Here is a 16,854-nt window from a genome sequence, read left to right on the forward strand (position 1 = left end):
GCCGCCGTCATCTTTAAGGTAAATACCCCAGCCGGACTATTTCCAGTTGGCGGTGCTGCAACGGGTCCTGTAATTTACATAAGTTGCCAGTACCCGTCATGTCATAACTGCAAGCTGCGGGTGTCAGTGCAGTTTTTAGCTCAGCAATCAAAGCATCTGACCAGGCCACGGCAGCATAACGCGACTGCTGCAATTGAATAAGCCGCGATACCACCAAGGGTGCCGCCCAAGAACTTTGTTGGCTACATAATGCCTGGTAGCTTAGCCCCAGCAACGAAGGTGTTTTATAGCTAAACTGACCGGGCTGACATGAAGACCCCAAGCCGCTGAACGAGAAGTTCACCAACACATCAATCACCGCCAGTGAATTTTGCTGATAGTCAGGTACTGTCGGCACCACGCCAGTCGGCTTGCCAGTTGGATCCAGCGCACTGCGACTAGTGCCGGTATTAAAAAACCCCGCTCTTAACCGGTGTGGCAGTACCAGCGCATCCAATGGCTGCTGCTCGGGCTGAAAATTAGCCGTTGCCGCTTGCACTCCCAACAGTTTTGGGCTGTGAAACAGCATCTGATAAAACGGCTGATAAGCCAATAACAACCCAGATTGCTGCTCGCTGCTGAGTGGCGCTGCACAAAGGCGCTTGATGGATACCGCCACAGTGCGCGGCAAATCAAAGCCCCCCGACCAATTGAGGTATTCGACATCCTGCGCCTGGATCACTTGCTGATAAAACTGCTGACTGGCTTGTTCAATCCGCTGACGAAAAGCCGCTGCATCGCCTTTACAAAAATCATCCCTAAATAACATCGCAAAATCAGGAGTTTGTGCAACCACCAACTCAGCTTGCGGATTATGCTCTGCCAGATAACTCAGGGCCACCGAACCATGACCGGTATAAGGCTGCGCCAGATTGGGATTGAGTTGTGCGATGCGTTGCTCCAGTACCGACCATTGCTGGGCAGGCACAAAACCTGGGCCATTTTTCTCCCGATGCAACTGCCTTAAACGCTGATACAAAGTCGGCAGATATTTCGGAACTGTCACAGTGATGGCTTTAGCCACAGGTTCTGCTTGCTCATTCCAGTGCCAGACCGATTTAAGCCGATGCCGATAAGTCAGAGTACTGAGTAAATCCATGCCATCGGTATCCAGCACTAACACTGTCTGTTGCGGCAACAAATAGTCGGGTTCAAACTTACCTTCGGCAAAACTCAAGCTCACGGTGTCGCAATCACTGGAAGGGCATTGGATCGACTGCAACCAACTTTGCTGTTGTTGCAACCAATCTGATACATGCTGATCCCAGCCAACTACTGGTGGTGGTGGTGGCGGTGGCGGTGGCGGTGGCGGTGATGGCGACGTGGTGGAGTCCCCACCACCACAGCCATACAAGCTGATATTGAGCAGTACGACTGCCAGCATCTGTTTGTTCAATAGCGTCATGGTTACATCCTTGTATCACTGTGCCTGTAAAGCAGTCTGAACAACCACATTCAATGACACAATAGCAACAAACAATTAATCACAAAAAAATCAACTCTGGCTGCCTGCTCAGCTCACCGGCCATTAGTGACAAGGTCGCAACTGGCAACAATCAAATGAACTTGGGTATTGCAGTTGTTCGCTCACTGCGACATTTTGTCGCAGTCACTGGTATGTCTGCCTGGACGGCATTACTCTTGGCCGTTTGATTTGATGAGGTGCAATTTTCTGTGTTAAAGCAACTGCGTTCCCAGCGCTTCTGGCGTACCTTACATCTGTGGCTGAGTCTGTTGTTATCGTTACAAATTATCGCCTGGTTTGGCAGTGGATTATTGATGGCATGGCTGCCGATTGACCAGGTCCGTGGCAGTCATCTGACCACCGAGCTTGCCAGTGCCGATTGGCGTCAGATCCAGCTCAGTCCGGCCCAGGCGCTGGCAAAGCTGCAAGCTGAAACCGCCGATGCAGCTGTATCACCTTCTGCCAGCCCGGCCCAACTGAGTCTGACCCAACGTGGCTCGCAGCCGGTCTATCAATGGCAGTCTGGCCAGCACATTTATTATCTGGATGCCCACAGCGGTCAGTTGTTGTCCCCCCTGACAGCGACAGAAGCCCGCTTATTGGCATTGAAGCGTTACCATGGCGATGCTAAGTTACCCCAGGCTGAGCTGTTGCAACACATTCCGGCCGAGGCGCGTGGTTTGACTGCGCCAGTCTGGCAACTGCGGTTTGAGGATCAGGAAAATACTGTGTTTTATCTGCATGCCAGCACCGGCCAGCTGTTAAAAGTTCGCACCGATCGCTGGCGGTTATTTGATTTTGTCTGGATGTTGCACATTATGGATTATCAAGAACGCGAGGACTTTAACCACGGCTTATTAATTGCCAGTTCGGCTTTGGCGTTGCTGTTCAGTATCAGTGGCGTGGTGCTGCTGTGCTTTTCCCGCAAAAGGCTGCGGCCGGGCAGATGATGAAATCACTGTTATACTTGCAGCCAGGCAGCAGATAAGTGCGCAACCCGGGAGCAACAAGATGGACCACAGTTATCATTCACTGAGTCAGTTATTTGCCCAGTTAGGCTTACCCCATGATGATCCCAGCATCGAGCAGTTTATCAGCCGGCATAAAATTCCGGCTGAGCTGCCACTGGCGCAGGCCAGTTGTTGGCAGCCGGCTCAGGCGGCGTTTTTACGCGAAGCACTGCAACAGGATGCGGACTGGATTGATGCCATTGATCATTTAAATCAAAGGATGCGCTGACAGCAATGCAGCCGAGGCTGATCAGTTGACGACAATTTGATACAAAGGTAACTGTTGCAGTCGCCGGTCTATTTCCTGCACCATCTGACGATAAATAGCCGAATCAATCGACTGATAAGTTTGTTCAAACAGGTGCTGAGGAATGCCTTCCGGTAATCTGGCTTTGCTTGGAAACAACTCAGCTTCAGTGCGATCCTGCGCAAAAAACTGCTGTAATGCTGTTGCTGATGCCGGGGTCGCTGTCGCAATACGGGCAAACTGCATCCCCGCCCGATCGGCCAGTAAGTCAACAAAACTAAAACCACTGCCGCCTTTGACTGAATCCAATAATTCTTTGGCCTCACCGACAGAACCACTGACGGATGAAGTGGTGAGCAACTGGATCGCCGCTGAATACAAAAAATGCTGTTGCAAGTCCGGTCTTCTGGCCAAAGTGACCCGTGGCGGTTTGACACCGGCGGGCCTTTTTACTTCATTTACCAGCATCTGTAAGTTTTTACCACCAAGTAACTGCGCCATAGCCAGTAACACCGCCTGGTTTTCCTGCTGGGCCCGTTTCAAGTCATCCGGATAAATGGCGGTGCGATCTTTGGCCTGTCGGAATAACAACTGTAAATATTCCACTAAACTGGCATCTGGTTTGCCGACAGCGAATTCGCTGGCAATCCGATAATAAAACTCGATATCTGCGCGTTGCTGCTCAGAGCTGAACAACTGTCGGTAAGCGGATAAACCAGATTCTTTCAGTTGCTGTAAACTCCAGCCGGGTGGTTTTGCCAGCTCAACTTTTACCGCATCCTGCTCAAACTGGACAGAACGGACCATCGCCAGTAATTGCGCGCCCTGGCCCTGCCCCCAAACCTGATCAGCCACCCAGCCGACTGCCATCAGCGCCATGCCACCGGGCAAACTGAGACGACCAAGCCGTACTTGTTCGATTTGCAGTTGCCCACTGGACGGCAGGATCAGCATACTGGCATTCAGATAATAGGTGCCGAATGGCGAAGTCAGTGGCATGGTTAATAAGGTTGTCAAGCCCACAGTGCTGACTTCAGAGCGGCCATGAAAACCAGGCCAGGTCCGGCTGGCAAGCCGGAAGGCTGAGTTCAATTCTTCGGTATTGGCTGCAAACACCCACTGTGGGCTGCTTTGATCCCGAATACTCTGATTCAGATTGCTCAGCAATTGTTTACTGTGGCGGACTGATTCAGCATTCAGTTGGCCTTGGGCTGTTAATAATGGCTGCTTGTCCAGCAACAACCACAGCACCAGACCGCAGACTGTGACCAGCACTAACAGCAACGTAATTAATTGCCGGAATAAATGATGCACCGCCTGCATAACAACCTGAGGTCCAAAATCGCTGAAAAGCTTATCTTACCAGAAGCCATCTGCAGTGCAGCAAGCTTTTCACCGAATCAGACAGAATGAGTGCAAAATGAAAGTGTGCTGCTGTGACAGAGTACGACCGATTTTTTTGAAAGAATGCTGAACTTCAGGTAGTTTATTTTCAAGAAGCCCAATCACTTGGGCAAAGATGTGGTTACAGCAACCAGCAGACCCAGTGCACAGCCGTAACCAACACCGACTTTTTCCAGTTACAGGTATTGTTATGTCTGCAGGTTTCACACCACCACTGTGGTCAGGTTTTTATCGGTCGGTGCTGGCCATGTTACTGTTATGCTGTGAATCGCTCAGTGCCCAGACGCTTGCGGCTAACCCGGAACATCCCCTGGAACAGCAACTGGAACAATATCTGCAACTAAGCACGCAACAGCCGGCGCAAGCGGCACAACTGTTACAGCAACTGGAACAACAAGCTGGTGCCGATACCCCGTTGCGACTGCAAGTCAGGCTGATGATTTATCGTGCCGGCGAACTGGCACTGCAACAGCAGTTTAATGCTGCCGAGCAAAAACTGGCACAACTGCTGGAGATTGCGAACAACACTGAAGATGCCGATATCAAAGCGGAAGTCATGGCAGAGCATCTGCAACAGTATTGGGACCGCAGTGACATCAGCAAAGCGATCAGCTTTTTGGCTCCCACTGAAGAGTTTGCCGCCAAAGCCAGTCAAAGTCGGGTGCGTTATTTTGCCTACCATACCGCAGGTCGTTTTCAGCTGTGGCAAGGCCGTTTTGCCGAAGCGCTGAATTCGTTTTATCAGGCGCAGGAAAGTATCAGGTTAGACCCAAGCCCCAGAACCCCGTTTCGACAGATGTTTCTGACCAGCACCATTGCACAGTTGCAGGGTAACTTACGCAATTACGATGCAGCTCTTGCCACCATCAGTAGCAGCATTGACCAGGCACTGGAAAATCCGGCCTTACAAAGTTATTTACCAGGCTTTTATATGCAACAAGCATTTACTCTGGTAGAAAAACAGCAACTGGATGAAGCCATTATCGCCAACCAAAAAGGTCTGGAATGGGCGGCAAAACGCAAAGACTATGACACTGAGGCGACAATCCGCAACAACCTGGGCGACATTTACCTCAGGCAGCGCAAACCCGATCTGGCAGAGCCGCATTTTCAACATTTTCTGCGGTTGAGCGAACAACATCAGCATTTACCAAGTCAGGCCCTGGCCAAGTTTAATTTAGGTTACGTGAAAGTATTACAAGGTAACAGCCATGAAGGCTTACAGCAGATGCGCCGGATGCTGGAGGAACAAAAAAATATTGCCTCCCAGACTGAAGTGCTTGGTTATTTAGAAGAAATGGCCGACGCCAGTCGTTTTGCCGGAGATTTTCAGTCTGAAGCCGATTTATTACGCCAATATAATGAGTTATCAAAACAACTGTTTCAGACCGAACGGGACAAACAACTGAATCAGTTGCAAGAAGAGTTTTCCGCCAAACAGAAAAACCGTGAAATAGCGACACTGACCCAACAAAACCAGCTCAAAGCAGTCGAGATCCAAAAACGCCAGCTACAACAACATGTCACACAACTGATTGGGGTGGTGGTGCTGCTGGTGTCGTTATTGCTTTATCTGTTATATCGTAAAGTCCGTTCGGCCAATTTAAAACTCAAAGCGGTGAATGACCAACTGGCTTATCAGTCACAACATGATGTACTGACCGGGTTACTGAACCGGCGCTGTCTGTTGGAACTGATGGAGAAACGTCAGTTCAGCCAGGACAGACGCAACCAGATGGCCGAACAAACGGATGCATTTATCCTGTTGGATGTCGATTTTTTTAAACATGTGAATGATCATTACGGCCACGCTGCCGGCGATGCTGTGCTGGTTGAAATCGCCCGTCGTCTGAAGGCCCTGACCAGGAACGAAGATTTGGTGTTGCGCTGGGGCGGTGAAGAGTTTCTGATCATGCTGCGCCGGGTAGATATGACAGCCACCACTTTATTCACCCAGCGGGTACTGGATGACATCGCAGCCCGTCCGGTCAATGTTGCCGATCAACAGATCAACATCACAGTGTCGGCCGGATTTTTAACTTATCCTTTTGCCGGCCAGGATGAAGCCAGCTTAGGTTGGAGTAAAACGCTGCAGTTAGCTGATATGGCGCTCTATCTGAGCAAAGTGCATGGCCGCAATCGTGGTTATGGCCTGGTACAACTTAATCAACCTTACGCTGACGTGGCGCGGCAACTGGAAACAGATTTATCGCAGGCGATAGAACAAGGTCAGGTCGAGGTTGTGCTGGTACAAGGCCCGGCGAACGATAAAAACAGCTGATGAAAGTCCGGCACGGAGGCAGCGCGATGCAAGGCGCAAACCCAGCTATACTGATGACCTAGTCTGCCATAACGATGAGATGACGAAGATGAGCGCTTCCACTTTGTTTAGCGCACTGGCCACAGCCCAGTGTGGTGCTATTCATACCGATGGCCGTTTGATCCTGACAGAGCAAGCCCTGAGCTTTGAACCTTTTCAGCATAGTCTGGCGACGGCACCTTACCATTGGCCGCGCTCGGCGATCAGTAGTGCCAGCCTGTGCCAGTTAAAAGGCGGCGGTTTTATCCCGTTAGGTGCACCCGGCATTCGTATCACACTGGCCAACCAGAGCAGTTATCAGTTTATTCTGGCCAATCCTGAGCACTGGTGTGAACTATTGATGACGGCAACACACTAGAGCACCGAATATTTGCCGCCTTGCTTGCCCACCGCCGGCAACAATACAACGGACACAGCAGCATGGATATGTTTCGTTTGCTACAGCTTGATCATATCGTGTTACGGATCAGTGATATGGCGGCGGCGCTGCATTTCTATCAGCAAATATTGGGCTGTTCGCTGGAAAAAGTGCAACCTGAACTTGGTTTATATCAACTCAGAGCTGGTCAGCAACTGATTGATTTAGTGCAGATAAAGCACCAACTTGCCGCCGAGCAACAGAATCTGGCGCATTTTTGTCTGCGGATTGAACCTTACATGCCAGACATGTTATTGGCTTATTTTAACGGTTTGGCAATACCAGTATCCGGCAGTGAATTACGCTTTGGCGCCGATGGTTATGGCTGGTCCTGTTATGTCACAGATCCGGCTGGCAACATCATTGAATTAAAAGGCCCGCCACAAGCTGCAGCAGACCCTTGAGGATCGACAGTCTATCGCAACGATGGCCATCCCTTGTTGGACATCGCAAACAATAGCGCTAGTCCCAGTTCAACACCACTTTGCCCGACTGACCTGAGCACATAATGTCAAAGCCTTGCTGGAAATCCGCCACTGGCATTTCATGGGTGATGATTGGGGATAAATCCAGCCCGGATTGGATCAGACTGGCCATTTTGTACCAGGTCTCAAACATTTCCCGGCCATAAATACCTTTAATCACCAGGCCTTTAAAAATGACTTTGTTCCAGTCTACCGCCATATCTGATGGCGGAATACCGAGCATAGCAATTTTGCCACCATGATTCATGGTATCCAGCATTAAACGAAAAGCGGAAGGTACACCTGACATCTCCAGACCGACATCAAACCCTTCCGTCATACCAAGCTCGTTCATCACGGTTTTTAAATCTTCTTTGCTGACGTCCACAGCGCGGGTTGCGCCCATTTTTTTCGCCAGCTCCAGCCGGAATGGGTTTACATCTGTGATCACCACATGGCGGGCACCGACATGACGTGCTACAGCAGCCGCCATAATACCAATAGGACCGGCACCGCTAATCAGCACGTCTTCACCCACTAAATCAAACGACAGTGCCGTGTGGACAGCGTTGCCAAACGGGTCAAAAATTGACGCTATGCTATCCGGGATATTGTCCGGAATTTTAAACACGTTAAAAGCCGGGATCACCAGATATTCGGCAAAACTGCCCTGACGATTCACGCCGACACCAATAGTATTACGGCATAAATGCACCCGGCCAGCACGGCAATTACGGCAATGACCACAAACTAAATGGCCTTCACCCGATACCCGGTCACCCAGCACAAAACCGCGCACTTCCGAACCCATGCCGACCACTTCGCCGACATATTCATGACCCACCACCATGCCATGCGGAATGGTATTTTGCGCCCACTCATCCCACTTATAGATATGCACATCAGTGCCACAAATGGCGGTTTTTTTAATTTTAATCAGCACATCGTTGGGGCCAACTTCCGGCATTGGCACTTCAGTTTGCCAGATGCCTGGTTCTGCTTTTAATTTTGCTAAAGCTTTCATGTGGTTACCTCAGGAAATTACACCCATGTCTTTACCAGTACGGATAAAAGCAGCAATAGCTTTATCCAGTTGTTCTTTGCTATGCGCGGCAGAAATCTGCGTTCTGATCCGGGCCTGGCCTTTTGGCACCACCGGGAATGAAAAGCCGACCACATAAATGCCCTGCTCCAGCATGCGACGAGCAAACTCAGCAGCAACTTTGGCATCGCCCAGCATCACCGGGATAATGGCATGATCTTTACCCGCCAGCGTGAAACCGGCCGCCATCATTTGGGCGCGGAAATAGGCAGCGTTATCCCACAGCTTAGCCCGTAATTCATCCCCCCGCGCCAGCATCTCCAGCACTTTAATTGATGCCGTGACAATAGATGGCGCCAGACTGTTGGAAAACAGATAAGGCCGTGAACGCTGTCTGAGCCATTCAATAACCTCTTTTTTACCTGAAGTGTAACCACCAGATGCCCCACCCAGGGCTTTACCTAAAGTACCGGTGATAATATCGACCCGCTCTAACACATCACAATATTCGTGGGTGCCACGGCCATTTTTGCCAACAAAACCAACGGCATGACTGTCATCGACCATCACCAGCGCGTTGTATTTATCAGCTAAATCACAGATAGATTTTAAGTCAGCAATCACACCATCCATGGAAAACACCCCATCGGTGGCAATCAATTTATAACGGGCGCCATCCGCGTCAGCCTGCTGCAACTGTGCTTCTAATTCGGCCATATTGTTGTTGGCATAACGATAGCGCTTGGCTTTACATAACCGCACTCCATCAATGATCGAAGCGTGGTTTAGCGCATCAGAAATAACGGCATCTTCAGCACCTAAAATGGTTTCAAATAAACCACCATTGGCGTCAAAGCAACTGGAGTACAAAATTGTCGCTTCGGTCCCTAAGAATTCACTGATTTTCTGTTCGAGTTGTTGGTGAATATCTTGAGTGCCGCAAATAAAGCGCACAGACGCCACACCAAAACCGTGACTGTCGAGACCTTGTTGGGCCGCTTTAATCAACTCTGGCGAATTAGCCAGACCTAAATAATTGTTCGCACAAAAGTTAAGGACTTGCTGGCCGCCAACAGTCACGTCGGAAAATTGTTGAGAGGTGATAATACGCTCGGCTTTGTATAAACCTTCAGCTTTAACATCATCGATTTGTTGCTGAATGTGAGTAAGGAAAGAGTTAGTACGCATGAGCCCTCCTGTAGGGGGTTAAGGCTATTTGTTAAAAGCGTCGCCATTGTAATAGTGAAAGCTTATGAAAGCAGCGTTTTTTTGCTGCGATGGGCAAATTCAGCCAATGGTCGGAGCTGCGTCGCTGTCAGGCCGCGACAGGGTCGCTTTAGCTCAGGACCGGCTGGCCAGCCAGCGCCTGATAATGCTGCTGTAGTTTATCAATCCGTGGTAAAGCCTGGGCTGTGGCATAGGGTTTAAATAACAACAGTATTTTGAGCACCCCTTGATACGCCTGCTGCTGATCGATAGCCGCATGGGGCGCCTGGGTTTTTAAATAGCTGATCCAGAAGGTCACCACCAGTTTAATGGTGTGAGCAAAATTGGCAATATCCTGCTCGTCAATCTTGATCACTTCGGCTGCTTTGAGCGCCTGCAACACAGAGACGACTTTAGTTTGCACGCCTTTTTGCACCAACAGATAATCTTGTTGCAATGCGGCATCGCGGGCCAGAATATCCGGCAAATTGGCGTAGAAAAAGTGAAAGCGCCACATCAGCTCAAATACCGCATCCAGATATTGCGCCAGCGCATCCAATGCTTCTGACGGCCGGCTTGGCGGCTGGATCCGTTGATCCAGCAATTTGGCGTATTCCTTAAAAATATGCCGGACAATATCTTCTTTGTTACGAAAATGGTAATACAGATTACCCGGACTGATCCCCAGATGCGCAGCAATATGATTGGTAGTGATCTGACGCTCACCTTGCTGATTAAACAGTTCTATACTGGCTTGTAAAATTTTATCTTTTGTTCTGAGCTTTTTGTCCATATCCAGCATGGGCTTATTCTTATGATGAGTTATTTTGGTATAGTAACGCCAAATAGATCAAAAACTCTAGAGTTTGCCGTTATGGCACAGGCAACGTAGCAAGGAAAATATATAACCATATGAAAACTATTGCAATTTACCCTGGAACTTTTGATCCCCTGACCAATGGCCATGCCGATTTAGTGATCCGGGCCGCCCGGATCTTTGATCAAGTCATAGTCGCTGTGGCCGCCAATCCCAGCAAACAACCGATGTTTAGTCTGTCAGAACGGGTTGAGCTGGCAAACCAGGCATTTAGCGATCATAGCAATGTGCGGGTACAAGGCTTCTCCGGCCTACTGGCAGAGTTTGCCAAAGCGCAGCAGGCACAAATTTTATTACGTGGCGTCAGGGCTGTGGCGGACTTCGAATACGAATTCCAACTCGCCAGTATGAACCGGCAACTGAATCCGGATCTGGATAGCCTGTTTATGACACCGTCAGAAAAAAATACCTTTATTTCCTCGACCTTGGTGAAAGAAGTAGCCAAGCATGGCGGTGATGTGTCACGTTTTGTGCCAGCGCATGTCGAAGCTGCGCTGTTGCATAAACTTGGTTTGGTGCGCTCGCAAAACCAGTTGACGGGATCCGTAGTGCCAGCAGCAAAAGCCTAACTGCCGTTGACGGATTTGAAGAGGTTGGCATGCAGATGAGGCATTTATCAGCGTTCATTCATTGTGGCGTCAAGCTGTCAATCTGCTTGCCGCTGTTGCTAAGTGCTAATGTGACACAAGCAAAAGACGCTGGTTTGCATCAGCCTGCATTGACTGAAATCCGTATTCAACGTCCGCCGGCTGCTGACGATGTGGCACAAAGTTATTATGTTGGTTTGTTGCAAAAAGCGCTGCAGAAAGGCGCTCGTGGCCGGCCAGTTCCCAACATCGTTGCTGTGCATATCATGGAGCAAGGCCGCGCCAACAGGGAGTTATTAAAGGGCAATTTGATCGACTTATTCTGGGTCGGTACTGCGCTGGACAAAGAACAGCAACTCAGGGCCATTCGGATCCCGCTGGAACGGGGCCTGACAGGATTTCGCAAATTTACCATTGTAAAACAGCGCCAGGCTGAGTTTGATCGTTTGCAGGGGCTGATGCAACTGCAGCGGCTGACGGCGTGCCAGGGGAGCCACTGGCCAGATACCGAAATTTTGCAGGCTGCGCAGTTGCCTGTGATGGCTTCACCGGTGTTTGATAATTTATTCCCACAACTGGTCGCTGGTCGTTGCGATTATTTTCCACGCGGCGTCCACGAAGGCGAGGCTGAAATCCGCCAACGCAGCGCACAATTGCCAGCACTGAGCCGCTATCAGGACATCATGCTGCATTACCCATTTGCTGTGTATTTTTTTACCACCAAACAGCATGAAGTGCTGGCGCAATGGCTGGAACAGGGCTTAGAAACGATGATTGATGATGGTGAGTTACTGACCTATATGCAGCAACATCCATTTACCGCCAAAGTATTTCCACTGACTGCAGAAAACGCCAGTCGCTGGATTGAACTGCAGAATCCATTATTACCGGCAGACACCAACTACCAGAACCGCCGTTACTGGTTTGTGCCGGCCGATTTTACTCAGCCGGCTGTCACGCCTTAAAGCTTGATAAAAATTTGCCGCCGGTACAACCAATAAGACAACAGCCAGAATAACAGCACATGCGCCACGGCAAACAGCAAAGACGCCAGTTTGTCAGGCATCAGCGCTGCCAGCAATTCAAAAGCATATTGATAAGCCGACATCAGCTGACCGTCCTGTTGCCAGACCAACAAACTGCCAAGCACCACAGCCCAAATCCAGGATAGCATATAGATAAATAATGGATTGGTGCCATAGATCCGCAATGGCTCCGCCAGGTGACTGGCACCACGGATATCAATCAGCCAGACCATCAGCGCCAGCAACCATACCAGTAAGCCGCCACTGAACAACACGTAACTACCGGTCCATAATGCTTTATTGATAGGCCAGCTCAGGCTGAGCAAGAGCGCCAGCACCACCAGCACCGCACCTGTTGCCCACAACCAGCGCACACCGGCGGCAGGTTTACGCAACGATAATTCCGCCGCAATCCAATAACCCAGCAACAGATTAACGATAGCAGGCAGCGTACTGAGCAAGCCTTCCGGGTCAAATGCCATGCCAAAGCCCTGATACAGGTGGGCTGCGCCAAAAATCATCAGGTCCAGTTGCCGTACCACATTATGTTCGACACTGTATGGATCTGCGCTCTGTTGTAACAAGCCCCAATAGCCGCACAGCAGCAACAACGCCAGCAAGGGCAACTGCCGCCGGATCCGCCGCTGCCGTTGTTCCGCATCGACCTTCTGCCCCAGCGAGCCTAACAGCAAAATCAGTACAGCAGCCAGGCCATAACATAAAGCGATGCGCTGTAGCACCCCCATGATGCGTAAAGTGGCCAAATCGTGCAGCCAGAACCAGTTCAGCAGCAAGCCACACAAAAACATCAACGCCGTTCTTTTGCCAATTTTCAGTAACCAAGCAGTATCCAGAGTTGCCTGCTTCAGCGCAAAAAACATCGCAGCACCGACCACAAACAAAAACCCCGGAAAGACCAGATCTGCAAAGGTAAAACCATGCCAGGGCGCATGTAACAATGGGCTGTAAACGGCAGACCAGGATCCAGGGGTATTCACCAGGATCATTAGCGCGATCGCCAGACCCCTGAGCGCGTCGAGCGCCTGAAAACGAACAGCTTTTGACATACAAACTCCGCAATAACACAACGACACAGCACAGTGAGCTGATCCAGCCATGACATAGCACAACGCCAGCACAAGGCTGGCGTTGGCTGGCGGTAACAGCTACATTACCACTTGGTCATTTTATGACCCTTCAGCGCATAAAACAGGATGAAGCCGTAACAAGGCAGCATCACCAGGTAAGCGCCTTGTTGGCCAAGCGCGGTGCCACTGAGCAGACCCCAACTGAGCGGACCAAAAGCGCCACCGGCAATGCCCATAATCAATAACGCTGAACCAATACTGGTTAAGGCACCAAGTCCAGATAACGCCAATGGCCAGACCGCTGGCCAGACCATGGCATTGGCCAGACCCAGCAGCGCAATAAACAACAGTGTATCCGGTAACGCTACGCCGCCAAAAGGCACCAGCAGCGTATTGGCAATGCTATAAGACTGCGCATCACCAAAAGCAATCACCAGCGACAGCATCAGCCCCAGCACTGCCGATATGACCAGCGCATGTTGCTGCGAGATAAAACGCGGGATCAACACAATCCCCAGAATATAACCCAGCACCATACAACTCATCGTGTACGAGGTCATGACTGTGTATCTTTCCACCCCAAGCGACAACGCGAACAAGCCAATAGTATCACCGGCAATGACTTCCACCGCCACATAGACAAACAGTGCGACCACGCCCAGTACCAGCGATGGTTTCGCCAGCACCGCTTTTAACTGAGCCCGACCTCTGGTGCTGGTATCTTCTTTGGCCAGTTCAGGTAATGGTGAAAATTTCACTGCCAGCGCGAGCAAGCCTAAAAATGCCGCCAGGCCCATATAGGGAAAGACCAGACTGGCGGCCATCTCATCAATCTGCACTTGCGTCAGCACTGCATCTGCCGGTGTGCTGAAACCACTGACGATCAGCGCGGTAAACACCATAGGCGCCACCACTCCAGCAGATTTATTCAGGATCCCCATAATACTGATCCTGACTGCGGCGGTTTCCTCTGGCCCAATTTTTACCACATATGGATTGACTGCGGTTTGTAACAACGTCTGACCAGTACCAATGACCAGTTGCGCCAGCAAAAACAGCACAAAAGTCTGAGTCTGCGCCGCCGGAATATACAGCAAGCCAGCCAGCATCATCACCGCCATACCAATCGCCATGCCATTTTTATAACCAACCCGTCGGATCAGCCAGGCTGAAGGCAGTGCGGTAAAGGTCACGGCAATATAAAAAGAAAACAGCACCAAGGACGCCTGAAACGGGCTGAGCTGTAACATCTGTTTTAGATAGGGCATCAGTGAGCCATTGAGCCAGGTAGCAAAACCCAGAATAAAAAACAGCATCGCCACTATCACCATTGGCATGGTGTTGCGGCTAACCTTGCTGGTTGCGACTGTCATTTCCATAATTCCTTCCTGTTGATTTAATTATTATTGTGTCGAAAACATTTGTTAAATCAGACTTAAATAAAACTTTGTCCTGCCAGCCAGCATTGCACCACTTGCCCTTGCGGATCCAGCAATACCAAATCGGCGGTAGCACCAGCCACGATTTGACCGCGCTGGTGGCTGATCCCTAAAAATTGTGCCGGATACAAAGACGCCATCCGCAGCGCTTCCGCTTCCGTCACGCCCAACTGCGTGATGGCATATTGCACAGCGCCTGCCATATCAAGCACAGAACCCGCTAACTGACCACTTTCAGCGGTCAGTTTATTGCCGTCGCGGCGCACCTTACCATCAAAAAAGTCAAACTCAGTCTCGCTGGTACCCACGGGCGACATGGCATCGGTCACGATCAGCATCTTGCCACGTGGTTTGGCCGCAATCGCTAACCGGGCGGCAGTTGGGTGCACATGATGGCCATCCAGAATGATGCCACACCAGGTAGCAGTATCGGCCAATGCCACACCAACCATACCGGGTTCGCGCGATGTCAGTGGCGACATTGCGTTGTACAAATGAGTAAATCCGCTGGCTCCGGCCGCAATAGCAGCTTCAACTGTGGCACCATCGGCATTGGAATGACCCAAACAGACAATCACGCCTGCCGCCACCAAATCCCGGATTTGGTCTGGGCTGATATTTTCCGGCGCCACTGTAACCAGTTTTATGCCAAGATCTGTCCGGCGATAAATTGCCATTTCTGCTGCTGACAATTGCCGGATATGCTGGACCGGATGCACCCCTTTTTTCGGCACCGACAAATGCGGCCCTTCAAAATGTACACCCAACACACCGGGTTCTTGCCGGGCAATGGCACTGGCAATCACATCCGCGGTTTGTTGCATAATGGCGACAGAATCAGTGATCACCGTCGGTAATAAGGCGGTACTACCAAAGCCAGCATGCGCTTTAACCATAGTCCGCAGTGTTTGCAGTGTCGGCGCTGTATTAAATAGCGCCCCACCGCCACCATTCACCTGCACATCAATAAAGCCAGGCACCAGGCTGTAAGGTAACACTGTGGACGGTTCGGCAGGGCTCAGTTGCTGGATCCGCCCCTCTGCAATAGTCAATTGCACATTGTGTTGCCAATTTTCGCCATCAAACAACCGGGCGACTGAAATCTGTTGTTGCATCCGCAAAAAATCCTGAAAGTTGACTAGCAGCAAAACTTATATTCATAAGCATTCGAAACCACAAATTACACTTTTCAAAAGAATTTGAAAAGCTAGTTGGCGGTTTTAAACTGTTTTCGTCACTTTATTTAAGCCCGGTGGCGCATCAGGATTGACACCCCGGCTGCGCGCCACAGCTTCCACATCCAGATAAAACCGCTGTAGCACCAGTAATGGCAATACCCGTGGATGACTGGTCAGTCCGCCATGATTTAAATGCACCAGACTGGCGCCCCGACTATGCACTTCCTGAATTTGTGCTTTGTGGGCGGCAAATGCTTCATCGGCCACACTGACATCGATAATGGCAAACTGGTCTTTCACCAAAGTCACAGGGCCATGCAAAAATTCGGCACTGGAAAAAGCTTCAGCATGAATACCGCAGACTTCTTTTAACTTCAGCGCAATTTCGCGGGCAATTGCATAACCCGGGCCACGGCCTAACACAACACCATGTTTCACATCTGCCACCAGTTCAGGTGTCAGTTGAGCAGGTAATTGTTGCGCCTGCAATAAGGCTTCCGGCAACGCTGCCACGGCCGCTTCTAATTCAGCATTGCCAGACCAAACCGAGACCAGTTGTAATAAAGCGCTCAGCGTTGCCAGATAACTTTTCGTTGCCGCCACCGCTTTCTCCGGACCGACAAATAATGGCACCACGTAATCTGCCTGTGCTGCCAGCGGCGAGCTGGTGTCATTGACCAGCGCAACCACCATAGCGCCAGCTTTTTTCGCCATCTCTACCTGGGCCAGAATATCCGGGCTACGGCCTGACTGCGAAATACACAGCACCAACGCGTCGGTGAGTTGCAGTTGTTTGTTATAGACACTAGCAATGGAAGGTGCTGCGGCGACGACCGGCAATCCTACTTCAATTTCAATCAGATATTTGGCAAATACACCGGCATGGTCGGAAGAGCCACGGCCAACCATATAGACATATTTTGGCGCGCGTTGTTGGATCTGCGCCACAATAGTAGCAATCATGTCACGGTTGGCGGCTAACTGTTCACGGATACGAGCCGGCGCTTCAGCGGCTTCTTGCGCCATAATAGTGGAGGTCATGTTC

Annotated in this window: 16 protein-coding genes; 7 read left to right on the forward strand and 9 right to left on the reverse strand. The window is 50.5% G+C overall.

Annotated features, from left to right (window positions below; translation table 11 throughout):
* Positions 1-13: 13 nt before the first annotated feature.
* Positions 14-1,444 (reverse strand): hypothetical protein, encoded by a 1,431-nt coding sequence (locus tag AC53GJ_RS18240; RefSeq protein ID WP_496729817.1) that lies wholly within the window; start codon positions 1,442-1,444, stop codon positions 14-16.
* A gap of 269 nt (positions 1,445-1,713) precedes the next feature.
* Here AC53GJ_RS18240 and AC53GJ_RS18245 point away from each other — a divergent pair, with 269 nt between their 5' ends.
* Positions 1,714-2,454, forward strand: coding sequence for a PepSY domain-containing protein (locus AC53GJ_RS18245; RefSeq protein WP_496729818.1), 741 nt, complete (start codon positions 1,714-1,716; stop codon positions 2,452-2,454).
* Positions 2,455-2,515: 61 nt separating this feature from the next.
* Positions 2,516-2,743, forward strand: coding sequence for a DUF2789 domain-containing protein (locus tag AC53GJ_RS18250; protein ID WP_496729819.1), 228 nt, complete (start codon positions 2,516-2,518; stop codon positions 2,741-2,743).
* A gap of 21 nt (positions 2,744-2,764) precedes the next feature.
* Here AC53GJ_RS18250 and AC53GJ_RS18255 read toward each other — a convergent pair whose 3' ends face one another.
* The gene (locus AC53GJ_RS18255) at positions 2,765-4,084 is read right to left on the reverse strand and encodes a hypothetical protein (protein WP_496729820.1); all 1,320 of its coding nucleotides are present in this window, start codon (positions 4,082-4,084) and stop codon (positions 2,765-2,767) included.
* 271 nt (positions 4,085-4,355) lie between these two features.
* On the opposite strand from AC53GJ_RS18255, the gene AC53GJ_RS18260 reads away from it, so the two are divergent.
* From AC53GJ_RS18260 to AC53GJ_RS18270, 3 genes are all read left to right on the forward strand, one after another.
* The gene (locus tag AC53GJ_RS18260) at positions 4,356-6,446 is read left to right on the forward strand and encodes a tetratricopeptide repeat-containing diguanylate cyclase (protein WP_496729821.1); all 2,091 of its coding nucleotides are present in this window, start codon (positions 4,356-4,358) and stop codon (positions 6,444-6,446) included.
* Between the two features lie 88 nt (positions 6,447-6,534).
* Complete coding sequence (locus AC53GJ_RS18265; protein WP_496729822.1) at positions 6,535-6,843, forward strand: hypothetical protein; 309 nt, start codon at positions 6,535-6,537, stop codon at positions 6,841-6,843.
* Positions 6,844-6,905: 62 nt separating this feature from the next.
* Positions 6,906-7,307, forward strand: coding sequence for a VOC family protein (locus AC53GJ_RS18270; protein ID WP_496729823.1), 402 nt, complete (start codon positions 6,906-6,908; stop codon positions 7,305-7,307).
* Between the two features lie 58 nt (positions 7,308-7,365).
* Here AC53GJ_RS18270 and tdh read toward each other — a convergent pair whose 3' ends face one another.
* The 3 genes from tdh to AC53GJ_RS18285 all read right to left on the reverse strand — a co-directional run bounded on the left by tdh (position 7,366) and on the right by AC53GJ_RS18285 (position 10,417).
* Positions 7,366-8,391: an L-threonine 3-dehydrogenase gene (gene tdh, locus AC53GJ_RS18275; RefSeq protein ID WP_496729824.1), complete on the reverse strand. Its 1,026-nt coding sequence runs from the start codon at positions 8,389-8,391 to the stop codon at positions 7,366-7,368.
* A 9-nt stretch (positions 8,392-8,400) separates the two neighbouring features.
* A complete protein-coding gene (locus tag AC53GJ_RS18280) occupies positions 8,401-9,597 on the reverse strand; it encodes a glycine C-acetyltransferase (RefSeq protein ID WP_496729825.1) in 1,197 nt (398 codons plus the stop codon).
* A 148-nt stretch (positions 9,598-9,745) separates the two neighbouring features.
* Positions 9,746-10,417, reverse strand: a complete 672-nt coding sequence (locus AC53GJ_RS18285; RefSeq protein ID WP_496729826.1) for a TetR/AcrR family transcriptional regulator — start codon at positions 10,415-10,417, stop codon at positions 9,746-9,748.
* A gap of 110 nt (positions 10,418-10,527) precedes the next feature.
* Between AC53GJ_RS18285 and coaD the strand changes: the two genes are divergently transcribed.
* A complete protein-coding gene (coaD, locus tag AC53GJ_RS18290) occupies positions 10,528-11,061 on the forward strand; it encodes a pantetheine-phosphate adenylyltransferase (RefSeq protein ID WP_496729827.1) in 534 nt (177 codons plus the stop codon).
* Positions 11,062-11,171: 110 nt separating this feature from the next.
* On the forward strand, positions 11,172-12,044 hold the full coding sequence (locus AC53GJ_RS18295) for a hypothetical protein (protein ID WP_496729828.1): 873 nt from the start codon (positions 11,172-11,174) through the stop codon (positions 12,042-12,044).
* Here the strand turns inward: AC53GJ_RS18295 and AC53GJ_RS18300 are convergent.
* From AC53GJ_RS18300 to nagB-II, 4 genes are all read right to left on the reverse strand, one after another.
* Positions 12,041-13,171, reverse strand: a complete 1,131-nt coding sequence (locus AC53GJ_RS18300; protein ID WP_496729829.1) for an acyltransferase family protein — start codon at positions 13,169-13,171, stop codon at positions 12,041-12,043. The two genes, AC53GJ_RS18295 and AC53GJ_RS18300, sit on opposite strands and share 4 nt — an antisense overlap.
* Positions 13,172-13,275: 104 nt before the next feature.
* Entirely contained in the window at positions 13,276-14,571 is a 1,296-nt protein-coding gene (gene nagP, locus AC53GJ_RS18305) for an N-acetylglucosamine MFS transporter NagP (RefSeq protein WP_496729830.1), read from the reverse strand.
* Positions 14,572-14,627: 56 nt separating this feature from the next.
* Positions 14,628-15,746 carry an N-acetylglucosamine-6-phosphate deacetylase gene (gene nagA / locus AC53GJ_RS18310; RefSeq protein WP_496729831.1) on the reverse strand — a complete coding sequence of 373 codons (1,119 nt, stop codon included), beginning with the start codon at positions 15,744-15,746 and terminating at the stop codon, positions 14,628-14,630.
* A gap of 105 nt (positions 15,747-15,851) precedes the next feature.
* The gene (nagB-II, locus tag AC53GJ_RS18315) at positions 15,852-16,850 is read right to left on the reverse strand and encodes a glucosamine-6-phosphate deaminase NagB-II (RefSeq protein WP_496729832.1); all 999 of its coding nucleotides are present in this window, start codon (positions 16,848-16,850) and stop codon (positions 15,852-15,854) included.
* Positions 16,851-16,854 lie beyond the last annotated feature (4 nt).

The sequence above is a fragment of the Rheinheimera sp. B2H12 genome, from assembly GCF_059620065.1.

Excerpts from the sequence above, each read along its gene's own strand:
- AC53GJ_RS18255 (WP_496729820.1), bottom strand. The coding sequence starts at position 4,084 with ATGCAGGCGGTGCATCATTTATTCCGGCAATTAATTACGTTGCTGTTA.
- AC53GJ_RS18270 (WP_496729823.1), top strand. The coding sequence starts at position 6,906 with ATGGATATGTTTCGTTTGCTACAGCTTGATCATATCGTGTTACGGATC.
- AC53GJ_RS18265 (WP_496729822.1), top strand. The coding sequence starts at position 6,535 with ATGAGCGCTTCCACTTTGTTTAGCGCACTGGCCACAGCCCAGTGTGGT.
- AC53GJ_RS18280 (WP_496729825.1), bottom strand. The coding sequence starts at position 9,597 with ATGCGTACTAACTCTTTCCTTACTCACATTCAGCAACAAATCGATGAT.
- AC53GJ_RS18260 (WP_496729821.1), top strand. The coding sequence starts at position 4,356 with ATGTCTGCAGGTTTCACACCACCACTGTGGTCAGGTTTTTATCGGTCG.
- coaD (WP_496729827.1), top strand. The coding sequence starts at position 10,528 with ATGAAAACTATTGCAATTTACCCTGGAACTTTTGATCCCCTGACCAAT.
- tdh (WP_496729824.1), bottom strand. The coding sequence starts at position 8,391 with ATGAAAGCTTTAGCAAAATTAAAAGCAGAACCAGGCATCTGGCAAACT.
- AC53GJ_RS18300 (WP_496729829.1), bottom strand. The coding sequence starts at position 13,171 with ATGTCAAAAGCTGTTCGTTTTCAGGCGCTCGACGCGCTCAGGGGTCTG.
- nagB-II (WP_496729832.1), bottom strand. The coding sequence starts at position 16,850 with ATGACCTCCACTATTATGGCGCAAGAAGCCGCTGAAGCGCCGGCTCGT.
- nagA (WP_496729831.1), bottom strand. The coding sequence starts at position 15,746 with ATGCAACAACAGATTTCAGTCGCCCGGTTGTTTGATGGCGAAAATTGG.
- nagP (WP_496729830.1), bottom strand. The coding sequence starts at position 14,571 with ATGGAAATGACAGTCGCAACCAGCAAGGTTAGCCGCAACACCATGCCA.
- AC53GJ_RS18250 (WP_496729819.1), top strand. The coding sequence starts at position 2,516 with ATGGACCACAGTTATCATTCACTGAGTCAGTTATTTGCCCAGTTAGGC.
- AC53GJ_RS18285 (WP_496729826.1), bottom strand. The coding sequence starts at position 10,417 with ATGCTGGATATGGACAAAAAGCTCAGAACAAAAGATAAAATTTTACAA.
- AC53GJ_RS18240 (WP_496729817.1), bottom strand. The coding sequence starts at position 1,444 with ATGACGCTATTGAACAAACAGATGCTGGCAGTCGTACTGCTCAATATC.